Origin of the sequence: Lentzea sp. CA-135723, from assembly GCF_050936595.1 — a bacterium.
Classification (GTDB): domain Bacteria; phylum Actinomycetota; class Actinomycetes; order Mycobacteriales; family Pseudonocardiaceae; genus Lentzea.
Genome location: NZ_JBNJMK010000001.1, coordinates 2,927,146 through 2,940,759, shown reverse-complemented (window position 1 = coordinate 2,940,759; position 13,614 = coordinate 2,927,146). Strand labels below are relative to the sequence as shown.

The window sequence follows — 13,614 nt, the reverse complement described above, 5'->3', positions numbered from 1 at the left end:
AAAGGGCCGCCCACCTCGCGGTGAGCGGCCCTTTCGCACTGACAACTGCTAGCTGCGGACCATCTTGCGCAGCACGTACTGCATGATGCCGCCGTTGCGGTAGTAGTCGGCCTCACCGGGCGTGTCGATGCGGACGACCGCGTCGAACTCCACCTTCGAGCCGTCCGCCTTGGTGGCGACGACGTGCACCGTCGACGGCGTGGTGCCGTTGTTCAGCTCCGTGACGCCGCTGAAGTCGAACGTCTCGGTGCCGTCGAGGCCCAGCGACGACGCGTTGTCGCCCGCCGGGAACTGCAGCGGCAGCACGCCCATGCCGATCAGGTTCGAGCGGTGGATGCGCTCGTAGGACTCGGCGATGACGGCGCGGACGCCGAGCAGCGAGGTGCCCTTGGCCGCCCAGTCGCGCGACGAACCCGAGCCGTACTCCTTGCCCGCCAGCACGACGAGCGGCACGCCGGCCTCCGCGTACGACACCGAGGCGTCGTAGATGGTGGTCTGCGGGGCGCCGTCGGCCAGGAAGTCGCGGGTGAAGCCGCCCTGGACGTCGTCGAGCAGCAGGTTGCGCAGGCGGATGTTCGCGAACGTGCCGCGGATCATCACCTCGTGGTTGCCGCGGCGCGAGCCGTAGGAGTTGAAGTCCTTGCGCTCGACGCCGTGCTCGGTCAGGTACTTGCCCGCGGGCGAGTCGGCCTTGATCGAACCGGCGGGGGAGATGTGGTCCGTGGTGACCGAGTCGCCCAGCAGCGCGAGGACGCGAGCGCCCGCGATGTCGGTGACCGGCTTCGGCTCCATCTCCATGCCCTCGAAGTACGGGGGCTTGCGCACGTAGGTGGACTCGCTGTCCCACTCGAACGTGTTGCCGGTCGGCGTGGGCAGCGACTGCCAGCGCTCGTCACCGGAGAACACGTTCGTGTAGCCCTTGGTGAAGCCCTCCGCGGAGATCGAGGTCGAGATGACCTCGGCGATCTCGGCCGGCGACGGCCAGATCTCGGAGAGGTACACCGGCTTGCCGTCGGTGTCCGTGCCGAGCGGCTCGGTGGTGATGTCCTTGTCCATCGAACCGGCCAGCGCGTACGCCACGACGAGCGGCGGCGACGCGAGGTAGTTCATCTTGATGTCCGGGTTGATCCGGCCCTCGAAGTTGCGGTTGCCGGACAGCACCGAGACGACCGCGAGGTCGCCTTCCTGCACGCCTGCCGAGATCTCCTCCTGCAGCGGGCCCGAGTTGCCGATGCAGGTGGTGCAGCCGTAGCCGACCAGGTGGAAGCCGAGCTTCTCCAGGTACGGCATGAGGCCGGCGCGCTCGTAGTAGTCCATGACGACCTTCGAGCCCGGCGCCAGGGTCGTCTTGACCCACGGCTTGCGCTCGAGGCCGCGCTCGACGGCCTTCTTGGCCAGCAGAGCGGCACCCAGCATCACGGACGGGTTCGAGGTGTTGGTGCACGACGTGATCGCGGCGATCGCGACGGCGCCGTGGTCCAGTTCGAACTCGTTGCCGTCGACGGTGACCTTGACCGGGTTGGAGACGCGGCCGTCGCAGCCCTCCGCGGCGGACTGCACCGGGGCGCCGTTGGACATGCCCTCGTGCAGCGCGGCCGGGTCGGACGCCGGGAACGTCTCGTCGATGGCCTCGTCCACGTCACCCTTCGGGGCGTCGGTGACGTAGGCGCTCAGCGCGGCGCGGAAGGACTCCTTCGCCGAGGTGAGCTCGATGCGGTCCTGCGGGCGCTTCGGGCCGGCGATGGACGGGACGACCGTCGCCAGGTCGAGCTCCAGCGTCTCGGAGAACACCGGCTCGTTGGACGCGTCGTGCCAGAGGCCCTGCTCCTTGGCGTAGGCCTCGACGAGCGCGATCTGCTCCTCGGAACGGCCGGTCAGGCGCAGGTAGTCGATGGTCTCGCCGTCGATCGGGAAGATGCCGACCGTGGAGCCGAACTCCGGCGACATGTTGCCGATGGTGGCGCGGTTCGCCAGCGGAACGGCGCTGACGCCCTCGCCGTAGAACTCGACGAACTTGCCGACGACGCCCTGCTTGCGCAGCATCTCGGTGATCGTGAGCACGAGGTCGGTCGCGGTGGCGCCGGCAGGCAGCTCACCGGACAGCTTGAAGCCCACGACGCGCGGGATCAGCATGGAGACCGGCTGGCCGAGCATCGCGGCCTCGGCCTCGATGCCGCCGACGCCCCAGCCCAGCACGCCGATGCCGTTGACCATCGTGGTGTGCGAGTCGGTGCCGACCAGCGTGTCCGGGTACGCCTGGCCGTTGCGGACCATGACGACGCGGGCGAGGTGCTCGATGTTGACCTGGTGCACGATGCCGGTGCCCGGCGGGACGACCTTGAACTCGTCGAACGCGGTCTGGCCCCAGCGCAGGAACTGGTAGCGCTCGCGGTTGCGCTCGTACTCCAGGTCGACGTTCAGCTCGAACGCGTCCGGGCGGCCGAAGATGTCGGCGATGACCGAGTGGTCGATCACGAGCTCGGCGGGCGCGAGCGGGTTGACCTTCTCGGCGTCGCCGCCGAGCTGGGTGACGGCCTCGCGCATGGTCGCGAGGTCGACGACGCAGGGGACACCGGTGAAGTCCTGCATCACGACGCGGGCCGGCGTGAACTGGATCTCGGTGTTCGGCTCGGCGGCCGGGTCCCAGTTGGCGAGAGCGCGCACGTGGTCGGCGGTGATGTTCGCGCCGTCCTCGGTCCGCAGCAGGTTCTCCAGCAGGATCTTCAGGCTGAACGGAAGACGCTCGGCGCCCTCCACGGCGCTCAGCCGGAACACCTCGTACGAGGCGTCGCCGACGTTGAGCGTGCCGCGGGCGCCGAAGCTGTCCTTGCTAGCTGGTGCAGTCACGTGCAACTCCATCTGGTGACAGCGCGGTGGTCAGTTCGGGATGGGGGCAAGTCTTCCTCAAGCGGCCGACGGCTGCCCCTCGACCCCAAACAGTACGCTTGTCCTGTAAGCCGGTTCAACCCAGGTTGCCCTAAGTCACTCGCTCATCCGGTGATCAACAGCGCGATCGCGAACGCGACCAGCATCAGCACCTTCAGGCCTTCGAGTGCGATGTAGACGAGGTGCGCGCTGCTGCGAGGCGGCGTCTCGCCCGCGATGATGACCGCGGCCCTGGCTTCGAGGCGTGGCCGCAGGGCCGCGACCTGCACCGCGAGCGTCACGGCGAGGGCGACGAGCAGGACGGTCGCCGGTGCGGGACGCGGGGCGAGCGCGAACGTGACCGCCGTCGTGGTGGCCAGCACGATCTCGGCGGCGTTCAGGGCGCGGAACACGAGCCTGCCGATGCCGAGACCCAGCGGCAGCGTGATGCCCGGCGCGCGGAACTTCAGCGGTGCCTCGATCGAGATCGCCACGACCATGCCCAGCCAGATGCACGCCAAAGCGAGCGGGAGGTGCGTCATGAGTGGCTATCTTGGCGTGGTGCACCTCGAACAGGTTTCGAAGCGGTACGGGCGCGGGCCCTGGGTGCTGCGCGACCTCACGCTGGAGGTGTCCGGGCTGACCGTCCTGACCGGGGCCAACGGCACGGGGAAGTCGACGCTGCTCAAGATCGCCGCGGGGGTGCTGAAGCCGACGTCCGGACGGGTGTCGCGCCCTGCTTCGGTCGGCTACGTGCCCGAACGCTTTCCTTCTGACGTCAAGATGTCCGCTTCGTCTTATCTGACGCACATGGGGCGCGTCCGGCGCGCGTCGGCCACGGATGTGCTGGAACGACTGGGGTTCGTCGGCTCGCTGACGGCGCCGATGTCGGAGCTGTCCAAGGGCAACGCGCAGAAAGTCGCGCTGGCACAGGCTTTTCTGGCAGCGGACGTGCTGGTGCTCGACGAACCGTGGACCGGGCTCGATCCCGTGGCGGCCGCGGAGCTGGTGGTTCTGCTGGAGGGACGGACGGCGCTCGTGTCCGACCACGAAGGACACCTCGCCTCGGCCACGCGCGTGGACCTGGCCGGTGGGCACGTGACGATCGACCTGAGCCAGGTGTCGGCGCTGGAACTGCTGGAGGCGCTGGAAGGCGTGCGATCCGTGCAGACCAGGGGATCTTCGGTGCGGGTGCTCGTCTCGCCGGACCGCAGTGATCACGTGCTGGCGGAGGCGTTGCGACTCGGCTGCTCGGTGCGGGGTGTGCGGTGATCTCACTCGTCCGGTACCTCGCGGCGGACGTCCTTCGAGGGCAACGATATCTGGCGCCGCTGCTGGTGTTCCTCGGTGTGATGGGGATGCTGTTCTCCTCGGACGCGGGGCAGCCGCTGGAGGCGTACTCGGGGTCGTCGGCGTTGCTGTACCCGATCGCGGCGTGGATGGCCGTGGTGGTGGCGACGTCCGAGGACGTGGTGCGGCGTGAGATCACCGTCGTGTCCGCGGGCGGGTGGTCGCGGGTGCTGTCCGCCGCCGCACTGGTCGCGGTGCTGTTCACGCTCGTGCTGGCGCTGCTCGCCGCGGTGTGGCCGGTCGTGACCAACCCGCACCCGTACACGGCGGGCGATTTTTTTGTCGGACTGGCCGCGCATACTGGGGTGGCGTTGCTGGGCGTCGGTGTGGGCCTGATGTTCGCCCGCCCCGTTTTCGACGCCATCGGGCGCACCGTGCTGGCGGTGTTCTCGGTGGTGGTGCTGACCTATCCGCTCGGGCGGGCCACCCCGCTCGGCTGGGTGCTGGACGCGCTGGGCCACAACCAGGTGTCGCTGTCCTTGCTGGGGACGGTGGCGGCCGGCGTGGCGCTCGTGACGGCCGCGGTGGTGGTCGGGGTGCGGCGGGCCTGATGAGGGTCGACGTGCTCGGGCCGGTGCTGGTGGCGGGCGTTGGCGTGCCTGGTGCGGTGCGTGACGGGCGGTTGCCTTGGCGCGTGCCCGGGCTGCTGTCCCGGTTCGTGCCGGCTGAGGCTCGGTGGGGCCGGTGAGGTCCAGCCTGCTCGAGTTGTCGCAAGCCGCAGGCGGTGTGTCGGGTGCGGCCGGTGCCCGGTGGCAGCGCTGCTCGGCGCGTGGGGCCGGTGCGGTCCAGGGCGTCGCGAGCCGTGGACGGCGTGCTGGCGGCGGTGTGCGGCTGGCGGCTGCGTTGCTGGGTGGCTGCGGCGTGGTGGTACCGGTTAGGGCCGACGCGCTGAAGTCGTTGCGAGCCGTGGGCGGTGCGCCTGGTGAGGTGCGTCGTGGGTGCTGGTTCGGGCCGGTCTGGGTGCGGTGGGGCCGGTGAGGGTCGACGTGCTCGGGCCGTTGCGGGTCGTCTCGGCGGACGGCTCTGTCGTCGAGGTGCGCGGGAAGCGGCTGCGCTGGTTGCTGATCCGGCTCGCGATGGAACCCGGCGCCGTCGTGTCGGCGGAGCGGCTGGTCGCCGATCTGTGGCCGGACGAGCCGCCGGTCGACGGGTCTGCCGCGGTGCAGTCGCTGGTGTCGCGGTTGCGGCGGGCGGTCGGTGCCTCGGCGGTGTCGTCGCACGCTTCCGGCTATCGGCTGGAGGCGTCGACGGACGTCGAGGAGTTCGCGCGGACGCGTGATCCCGCGTTGTGGCGCGGGGCGGCGTTCGAGGAGGCGCCGTTCGCGGTGGACGAGGCCGTGCGGCTGGCGTCGCTGCGCGCGGACCTCGCGGGTCTGGAGGCGCTGGCGGCCGCGCACCCGTTGCGCGAGGACGTCCAGGCCAGGTTGATGCTGGCGTTGAACGCCGCCGGTCGGCGGCCGGACGCGCTGGCGGTGTTCGCGCGCGTCCGCACGGCCCTCGCCGACGAACTCGGCGTGGACCCCGGCGAGGCGCTGGCGGCCGCTCACCTGACGGTGCTGCGCGAGCGCGTCGCTCGGGGCAACCTGCCGGCGGCGGTCGGTTCGTTCGTCGGCCGCGACGAGGACCTGGCCGCGTTGGCGGACCTGTTGCGCGACAACAGGTTGGTGACGCTGACGGGCTTCGGTGGCGTGGGCAAGACCCGCCTGGCGCTCACGCACGCCGCGACGACGCCGGAGGCGTGGTTCGTCGAGCTGGACTCGGCGGCCGATCCTCTGGCGGCGCTGGACGCTGCCCTGGGGCCGAACCCCTTGGCGGCGCCGGTGTTCACCCGCCTCGGGACGTCCCTGGTGGTGCTCGACAACTGCGAGCACGTCGTGGACGCGGCCGCGGCCCTGTGCGTGCGGCTGCTGGCGGAGGCACCGGACGTGCGCGTCCTGGCGACGTCACGCGAGCCGCTGGGCATCCCGGGCGAGGTGGTGCGCCCGGTGGCGCCCTTGGGGCTCGACCACGCCGTGCGGCTGTTCACGGCACGGGTCGGGGCGGCGTTCGACCTCGACGTCGTGCGCCGGGTTTGCGCTGCCCTGGACGGGATCCCGCTCGCGGTGGAGCTGGCCGCGGCACGGGCGCGGTCGTTGTCGGCGGCGCAGCTCGAGTCGCGGGTGGACAGCCGGCTGCGGCTGCTGGACCGGGGAGCGCGGACGGGGCCGGCGCGGCACCGGACGTTGCGGGCGGTGATCGACTGGAGCTGGGACCTGCTGGACGAGGCGGAGCGGTCGCTGCTCGCGCGGCTGGCGGTGTTCGTGGGCGGTGCGACGGCGGCAGCGGTGCACCTCGTGTGCGGAGCGGGTGCGCTCGGGGCTCCGGAGCCGGGAACGCCTGCGCCTCAACGTGCTCAGGGGGTCCGACAAGATCAGGATCTCTGGGACACCGAGGACCTGCTGGGGGCGTTGGTCGAGAAGTCCCTGGTGGTGCGCAACGGGGATCGGTACCGGTTGCTGGAGACGGTGCGCGAGTACGCGTTGGAGCAGGGGCGGGGTGAGCACGCGCGGCACGCCGAGTACTACACCGGGCTGGCCGAGCGCACCGAGCCGCTGTTGCGGGGGCCTCGGCAGTTGGAGGCGTTGAAGGTCTTCGACGTCGAGCGCGGCAACCTCGACGCGGCGATGGCGTGGGCCGTGGCGCACGACCAGGCCGTCGCGCGGCGGATGATGGCGGCGCGGACGTGGCATTGGCTGGTGATGACCAAGCGGTTCGAGGAGATCCGGCGGTGGGCGCCGCTGGTGCGCGGGGACGCGCTGGCGGAGGTGCTGGCCTCGCTCGGGACTCCGGAGGCGGTCACGGCGGCCGAGCGGTTGTGGTCGGAGGACGTGCCCACGGCGTTGTGCGCGTTGATGTTGACCAGCGGGCAGGTGTGGGGTGATCGGGAGCTGGGGGAGAGGCTCTCGGTGCTGGCGGATCGGCTGGAGTCGTCGCCCGACGCGTGGATGCGGGCGTTCTCGGCGCTGGTGCGCGGGGTGGTGGCCGGGGAGTTCAGCGAAGGGGCCGCGCCCGAGGCCGAGGTGCAGTACCGGCGGGCGTTGGAGCTGTTCCGCGTCGTCGGGGATCGGTGGGCCCTGGTGTTCGGGTTGTCGTGCCTGGTCATGGTGCTGATCAACCGAGGTGCGTTCGCCGAGGGGTTCGCGGCGGCGTCGGAGGCGACTCGGGTCGCCGAGGAGCTGGGGGAGCCGGACAGCGTGCTGGTGCCGATGTCGGTGCTGGTGCAGACGGCGCGGCTGAAGACGCGGATCGGGGACCTCGCCGGGGCGGAGCAGGACCTCGGGAGGGTGCGGGCGGCGATCGACCTGGATCGCGGGCGGATCGAGCTGGCGCACGGCGAGGTGGCGTACTTCAGCGGGGACTTCGAGGAGGCCGTCGCGTTGTACCGCAGGGCGTTGCGGGTGGCCGGGGACGCGGAGGCCAACCAGTTCAAGGCGAACGTGCACGCCGGGCTCGGGCTCGCGCTGACGCGGCTGGGGAGGCTCCAGGAGGCGGGGGAGGAGCACCGGACGGCGCTCGACACCGTCGGGCGGAGCGCGGACGGGCCCGCGCGGGCTTCGGTGCTGGAGTCCTACGCGGACTGGCTGTTCGTCCAGGGCGATCCCACGCGGGCGAAGGACGCCCTGGACGAGGCGGAACGGCTACGCGGCGGTCCCAGCTGCGACCCGGCGGTGGTGCAGCTGCGTGACCGGGTGCGCGCCGAAGTACGCGTCGATCGCTGACCTGCCGACGGCGGCCACGTAGCCGTCCGGGCGGACCAGGACCGGGCCTTCCGGGAGGTCCAGCGTCACGAAGTCGGGGCCGCGCAGCAGGTCGAAGACGCGGCCCTGCGCGGTGACGCCGTCGGGCATGCGGTCGCCGGGCTGGAGACCCGGGCCGTCGGTGGTCCGGTACGACAGGGACAGCTGCAGGGTCTCGTCGCCGCGTTTCTGGAACGGGTTGCCGGACATGGCGATCGCGGTGGTCATGCCCAGCAGCCACTCGGCGACCGGCTTGCGTTCGGCCTCGTAGGTGTCGAGCAACGTCTCCATGCCGAGCTTCCAGCCGAGGTTGTAGGCGTCCTGGATGCCCGTGTTCATGCCCTGCGCGCCCGCCGGGGAGTGCACGTGCGCGGAGTCGCCCGCGAGGAACACGCGGCCCACGCGGAACCGGTCGACCATGCGGATGTTGGTGCGGAACAACGACATCCACGTCACGTCGCGCAGCACCACGTCGCCGCGGCCGGTGCGCTCGCGGATGATCCGCCGGTACAGCTCGACCGACGGGTCGCCGTCGCCCGCCGCCTGGAACTGGAAGAGGTCGGTGCCGGGCAACGGGCACAGCGCGAGCCACGTGTCGGCGCTGCCGCCCCACTGGTGCCAGAAGTCGCGGTCCAGGCCGGAGAGCCGGACGTCGCCGACGAGCATCCGCATGTCCTCGTGGGTCTCGCCGACGAACGACACGCCGAGCTCCTTGCGCACGAACGACTTCCCGCCGTCGCACCCGACGAGGTAGGCGGCCCGCACGGTCTCGCCGCCGACCACGGCCGTCACGCCGGAGTCGTCCTGGACGAACGAGGTGAGCGGCATGCCGTACTCGACGGGCTGTGGCAGGGCCTCTCGCAGGATCTGCTCGACCCGGAACTGCGGGATCAGCATCGTGGCCGCGTACGGGCGGTCGGCGGTGGGCTCGCGGCCCTCGTGCACGTCCCACTCGCGCACGACCTCGGTGCCGCGGTACGCGCGCATCTTCATGTGGAACCGGCCCGACGCCAGCACCGGCTCGATCACGCCCAGGTCGTGGAAGACCTCCATGCTGCGCGGCTGGAGGCCCTTGCCGCGCGAGCCGGCGAACGGCGCGGCCGCGGCGTCGACGATGCGGAACGGCACGCCGCGGCGGGAGAGGTCGAGGGCGAGGGTCAGACCGGTCGCGCCGGCACCGATGATCAGAACCTGTGTGTCCATGGCGGCAACACTGCGCCCACGCACTGCCAGGGCCCTGTCACCGCGCTGTTGCGGGTGACAGGGCCCTGGTCGGAGCACTGCGGAACTACTTCTTCATGAGCGCGATCAGCGCGTCGACGTCCTTCGGCTCGAAGCCGCGGAACAGCGTGAGCGCCAGCTCGTAGTAGGAGCGGACCGGGCTGACGTACCACTTGCCGTCGACCTCGGTGGAGACGACGCCGACACCGGTCTTCATGATCGACCCGGCCACCCGGCCGATGATCTCGACGGCCTCGGCGGGGATCTTCGCGCCGCCCTGCTGCTGCAGGAGCTGCGTGATCTCGTCCGCGCACAGCTTCTGCGAACCCTGGCCGGGCACGTCGGCGGCGTAGCAGTCGCCCTCGCGGGTGATCGTCACGGTCTCGCCCTCGGCGGTGATCGACAGCTTCTTGATCGTCACCTGCTTGCCGCCGGTCACGTCCTTGACGTCGGTCTCCAGCGCGTTCAGCTTGGCGCCGGTCGGCTTCTGCGGGCCGGCCTCGTCGACCAGCAGCGGGCCGAGGTCCTGCAGCACACCGGCCTCGTCCGGCGGCAGCAGCGCGATGACCTTGGTCAGGTCGGCGTCGAGCGCGGCGTTGACCATCTGCTTCGCGGCCTCTTCAGCCGAGTTCGCGCCCGCGGCGGCGATGCCCTGCGACGGCCACTTCTGCTTCTCCTCCTCCAGGACCGCGTTGGCGATCGTGTAGAAGGCGCTCGGGTACCACTTGTCGTCGACCTTGATCGACGCGATGCCGATCGGGGCGCCGCGCTTCGCGACCTCGGCGGTGATGTCGAGGGTCTCGGACTTGGTCGACGTGAGGTTCAGGTCGTCGCCCAGGGCGTCCACGAGCTTGTCCGTGAGCGGGATCTTCGAGGCGTCCGAGGTGATCGTGATCTTGCCCTCGACCAGCTTGTTGATGGTGAGGTGGTCGTTGATCTTCTCGGCCTTGGCCTCGTCGAACTTGATGCCCTCGCTCTTGAACTCGACGCCGGTGAGCTTGTTCGGGTCGGCGTCCTTCTTCAGGATCTCGAGCCGCTTCATCTCCTTCGTCATCGACTCCATGTAGTCCTTGGACAACGCGGCCTCGGCCGGCGCCAGGGAGGCCATGATGCCGACGACGTCACCGCTGCCCAGCTGCTCGATCAGGTTCTTCGCCGCGACGGCGGGCGTGTCCTGACCGGCGTTCGAACCGGGGTCGGCCTTCTTCAGCGCGAAGAACGTGACACCGCCGCCGATCAGCAGCAACACGGCGACGACGGCCGTGACGACCAGGCCGGTGCGCTTCTTCTTCGGCGGCTCGCCGCCCATCGGCGCGTAGCCGTACGGCTGCTGGTCGAAGCCCTGCTGGGGGAACCCCTGCTGAGGGAAGCCCTGCGGGCCCGTCTGCGGGAACCCCTGCTGCGGGTGGCCCTGCTGGGGGAACCCCTGAGGCCCGGTCTGCGGGTAGCCGCCCTGCTGCGGGTAACCGCCGGGCTGCTGCTGCGGGTAGCCGCCCTGCTGCGGCTGCTGCGGCTGCTGGCCGTACGGGTTGTTCTGCGGCGGCCACTGGCCACCGCCACCACCTGGGTAGCTCACGGGTTCCCTCCTGAGGTTCTCACTGCGCTGCGCCTGGTCGAGGTGAGCACCGTGATCGCCCCCACGATCGTCAGTACGGCACCGGCAAGGGTCGTGACTGGTCCGGCGATGCTGATTCCGACCAATGAACCCTTGCTATCCCCTTGGACTGTGGCTAGTAGGGCCACGGTTCCCCCGATCGTGCCAAAGAGAAGTGCGACGCACGCGGCGAATCGTGGAAAACGGACCACGTAGAGACCAATCGCAACCATGGCGAGCGGTGTTAGCCCCACCCAGATCGACGTGACGACCGTCCCCGCCACCCCGTCCAACCCGGCGAGATCACGCAGCGAGAGCACCTCGTAACTGTCCCTCGTGGTCGATCCGGATTTCAGCCAGGGAAGGAAAGTCCCCGCGATGGTCGTGACCAAGCCCACTGCCGCGATGGCGGCTCCCACAGCGCTGCGCACCCGACTAGTGTGAACCGATGGGGTCCCAGGCGTGCGCAGCGGCACGGGCGCTGGTCGCGTCCGCCCACCGGATCACGGTGCTGACCGGCGCCGGAGTCTCCACCGATTCGGGCATTCCGGACTTCCGTGGCCCCGACGGGCTCTGGACGCGCGACGCCGACGCCGGGCTCGGCGCCTCCATCGACGCCTACGTCTCCGACCCCGCCGTGCGCGCGCTCTCGTGGCGGGCGAAGCTCGGCAGTCCCGTGTGGACGGCCAGGCCGAACGCCGCGCACAAGGCGTTGGTGGAACTGGAACGGTCCGGCCGGTTGCGCACCGTCATCACCCAGAACATCGACGGCCTGCACCAGAAGGCAGGCTCCGACCCGCATCGCGTGCTGGAGCTGCACGGCACCCTGCACGCCACCGTGTGCCTCGGTTGCGGTGCCACGGGTCCGATGCGCGACGCGTTGAAGCGCGTCGCGGAGGGTGAGGAAGATCCGGACTGCCTGCGGTGCGGAGGAATCCTCAAGTCCGCCACGGTGTCGTTCGGGCAGGAGCTCGACGGCGAGGTGCTGCGCCGCGCCCGGCTCGCCGCCCTGGACTGCGACGTGCTGCTGGTGGCGGGAACGTCGCTGTCGGTGCAACCCGCCGCGGGACTCGTGCCGCTGGCGGCGAAGGCGGGCGCGCAGGTCGTCATCTGCAACGCCGAGCCGACGCCGTACGACGACGTGGCGGCCGTCGTGCTGCGCGAACCCGTCTCCGACGTGCTCCCCGACCTCAGCTCCGTTCCTCCATCCGGGGGAGGCCAGTTCTCGTCCTGGGGAGATCCGAGCACCTGGTCGTAGTGTCTGTTCATGCGCGTACCGCTGATCACCACGGACTTCCTGGACCGGGCGTCGTTCGCGTTCGCGGCGACCACGGCGACGATCGACGAACCCGACCAGCCCGCGAAACCGGTCGAGACGACGACGTACGCGGACATGGCCAAGCGCGTGCGTGCGTGGCAGGCGGGGTTCGACGCGCTGGGCATCGGTGAGGGCGAACGGGTCGCCGTCGTCAGCCACAACTCCGCGCGGATGCTGGAACTGCTGCACGCGCTGCCCGGCAGCGGGCGCATCTGCGTGCCGGTGAACTTCCGCCTGCGCCTCGACGAGGTGAAGTACATCGTCGAGCACAGCGGCGCGTCGGCGTTGTTCGTCGACCCCGAGCTCGAACTCGGTGACGTCGTGGCGCGCCATCGGTTCACGCTCGGCGAGGAGTCGGAGTCACTGCTTCGGTTCGATGTGGAGCCACGGCCGTGGAGCGCTCCCTCGGAGGACGCGACGGCGACCATCAACTACACGTCGGGCACGACCGCGCGGCCTAAGGGCGTGCAGTTGACGCATCGCAACATCTGGCTGAACGCCGTCACGTTCGCCATGCACACACGGGCGTGGGAAGGCGACGTGTACATGCACGTGCTGCCGATGTTCCACTGCAACGGCTGGGGAATGCCGTTCGGCCTCGCGGGCCTCGGTGTGCCACAAGTGGTGCTGCGCAAGGTCGACGGCAACGAGATCCTGCGCCGTGTGCGCGACCACGGCGTCACGCTCATGTGCGGCGCACCGGCCGTGTGGAACGCCGTGCTCGATGCCGCGCAAACGTGGGATGGCGAGATCCCCGGCCGTGACACCGTGCGGATCGTGTGCGCCGGTGCGCCGCCGCCCTCGCGCACGATCCAGCGCGTCACCGAGGAGCTCGGCTGGGAGTTCCTCCAGATCTACGGCCTGACCGAGACGGCGCCGCTGCTCACCTTCAACCGCGCCCAGCCCGGTCCTCAGGGCGAGGAGAAGGCGAAGCTCCAGTCACGGGCGGGCGCGCCGGCGTTGGGCGCGCGGCTGCGGATCTCGGACGACGGCGAGGTGATGGCGCGCTCGAACGTCGTCATGGAGGGCTACTGGGACAACCCGGAGTCCACCGCGGACGCCATCGAGGACGGCTGGTTCCACACCGGCGACGGCGGCTACTTCGACGACGACGGCTACCTGACGATCTCGGACCGCAAGAAGGACGTGATCATCACCGGCGGTGAGAACGTCTCGTCCATCGAGGTCGAGGACTGCCTGTTCTCGCACCCGGCCGTCGCCGAGGTCGCGGTCATCGGCGTGCCCCACGAGAAGTGGGGTGAAACGATCAAGGCGCTCGTCGTGCTGTCCGGCGAGGCCACCGAGGCCGAGTTGATCAAGCACTGCAAGGAGCGGCTCGCGGGCTACAAGGCGCCGACGTCGATCGAGTTCCGCGACTCCATCCCGCGCACGGCGACCGGGAAGATCCAGAAGTTCAAGCTCCGCGAGCCCTACTGGACGGGGCGCGACCGCGGCGTGAACTGATGATCGCCGACTAGTCCATCCCGGCG

At 70.4% G+C, this 13,614-nt stretch carries 11 protein-coding genes; 6 read left to right on the top strand and 5 right to left on the bottom strand.

Annotated elements, in window-relative coordinates; genetic code table 11:
• Positions 1-48 precede the first annotated feature (48 nt).
• A complete protein-coding gene (gene acnA / locus ACQEU1_RS12430) occupies positions 49-2,847 on the bottom strand; it encodes an aconitate hydratase AcnA (RefSeq protein ID WP_433199651.1) in 2,799 nt (932 codons plus the stop codon).
• 143 nt (positions 2,848-2,990) lie between these two features.
• The gene (locus ACQEU1_RS12425) at positions 2,991-3,407 is read right to left on the bottom strand and encodes a hypothetical protein (protein WP_433199648.1); all 417 of its coding nucleotides are present in this window, start codon (positions 3,405-3,407) and stop codon (positions 2,991-2,993) included.
• On the opposite strand from ACQEU1_RS12425, the gene ACQEU1_RS12420 reads away from it, so the two are divergent.
• The 4 genes from ACQEU1_RS12420 (at position 3,406) to ACQEU1_RS12405 (ending at position 7,973) form a co-directional block, all read left to right on the top strand.
• Positions 3,406-4,137 carry an ATP-binding cassette domain-containing protein gene (locus ACQEU1_RS12420; RefSeq protein ID WP_433199645.1) on the top strand — a complete coding sequence of 244 codons (732 nt, stop codon included), beginning with the start codon at positions 3,406-3,408 and terminating at the stop codon, positions 4,135-4,137. The two genes, ACQEU1_RS12425 and ACQEU1_RS12420, sit on opposite strands and share 2 nt — an antisense overlap.
• Positions 4,134-4,766: a hypothetical protein gene (locus ACQEU1_RS12415; protein WP_433199642.1), complete on the top strand. Its 633-nt coding sequence runs from the start codon at positions 4,134-4,136 to the stop codon at positions 4,764-4,766. Before ACQEU1_RS12420 ends, ACQEU1_RS12415 begins: the two co-directional genes overlap by 4 nt.
• Positions 4,766-4,903: a hypothetical protein gene (locus ACQEU1_RS12410; protein WP_433199639.1), complete on the top strand. Its 138-nt coding sequence runs from the start codon at positions 4,766-4,768 to the stop codon at positions 4,901-4,903. The genes ACQEU1_RS12415 and ACQEU1_RS12410 overlap by 1 nt, the downstream gene beginning before the upstream one ends.
• Positions 4,904-5,189: 286 nt before the next feature.
• Positions 5,190-7,973, top strand: coding sequence for a BTAD domain-containing putative transcriptional regulator (locus ACQEU1_RS12405; protein ID WP_433199636.1), 2,784 nt, complete (start codon positions 5,190-5,192; stop codon positions 7,971-7,973).
• Here the strand turns inward: ACQEU1_RS12405 and ACQEU1_RS12400 are convergent.
• The 3 genes from ACQEU1_RS12400 to ACQEU1_RS12390 all read right to left on the bottom strand — a co-directional run bounded on the left by ACQEU1_RS12400 (position 7,893) and on the right by ACQEU1_RS12390 (position 11,237).
• Positions 7,893-9,194: an FAD-dependent monooxygenase gene (locus tag ACQEU1_RS12400; protein ID WP_433199633.1), complete on the bottom strand. Its 1,302-nt coding sequence runs from the start codon at positions 9,192-9,194 to the stop codon at positions 7,893-7,895. The genes ACQEU1_RS12405 and ACQEU1_RS12400 overlap by 81 nt on opposite strands.
• Before the next feature lie 85 nt (positions 9,195-9,279).
• The gene (locus tag ACQEU1_RS12395) at positions 9,280-10,788 is read right to left on the bottom strand and encodes a proline-rich domain-containing protein (RefSeq protein ID WP_433199630.1); all 1,509 of its coding nucleotides are present in this window, start codon (positions 10,786-10,788) and stop codon (positions 9,280-9,282) included.
• On the bottom strand, positions 10,785-11,237 hold the full coding sequence (locus tag ACQEU1_RS12390; protein ID WP_382442106.1) for a hypothetical protein: 453 nt from the start codon (positions 11,235-11,237) through the stop codon (positions 10,785-10,787). Before ACQEU1_RS12390 ends, ACQEU1_RS12395 begins: the two co-directional genes overlap by 4 nt.
• Positions 11,238-11,254: 17 nt before the next feature.
• Between ACQEU1_RS12390 and ACQEU1_RS12385 the strand changes: the two genes are divergently transcribed.
• Together ACQEU1_RS12385 and ACQEU1_RS12380 are read left to right on the top strand one after the other, a co-directional pair.
• On the top strand, positions 11,255-12,064 hold the full coding sequence (locus ACQEU1_RS12385) for an SIR2 family NAD-dependent protein deacylase (RefSeq protein ID WP_433199626.1): 810 nt from the start codon (positions 11,255-11,257) through the stop codon (positions 12,062-12,064).
• 9 nt (positions 12,065-12,073) lie between these two features.
• Complete coding sequence (locus ACQEU1_RS12380) at positions 12,074-13,588, top strand: AMP-binding protein (RefSeq protein WP_433199623.1); 1,515 nt, start codon at positions 12,074-12,076, stop codon at positions 13,586-13,588.
• The last annotated feature ends 26 nt before the right edge of the window (positions 13,589-13,614 follow it).

Bases quoted from the DNA above. Each gene is read 5' to 3' on its own strand.
- ACQEU1_RS12380 (WP_433199623.1), top strand. From the start codon at position 12,074: ATGCGCGTACCGCTGATCACCACGGACTTCCTGGACCGGGCGTCGTTC.
- ACQEU1_RS12410 (WP_433199639.1), top strand. From the start codon at position 4,766: ATGAGGGTCGACGTGCTCGGGCCGGTGCTGGTGGCGGGCGTTGGCGTG.
- ACQEU1_RS12420 (WP_433199645.1), top strand. From the start codon at position 3,406: ATGAGTGGCTATCTTGGCGTGGTGCACCTCGAACAGGTTTCGAAGCGG.
- ACQEU1_RS12425 (WP_433199648.1), bottom strand. From the start codon at position 3,407: ATGACGCACCTCCCGCTCGCTTTGGCGTGCATCTGGCTGGGCATGGTC.
- ACQEU1_RS12400 (WP_433199633.1), bottom strand. From the start codon at position 9,194: ATGGACACACAGGTTCTGATCATCGGTGCCGGCGCGACCGGTCTGACC.
- ACQEU1_RS12385 (WP_433199626.1), top strand. From the start codon at position 11,255: ATGGGGTCCCAGGCGTGCGCAGCGGCACGGGCGCTGGTCGCGTCCGCC.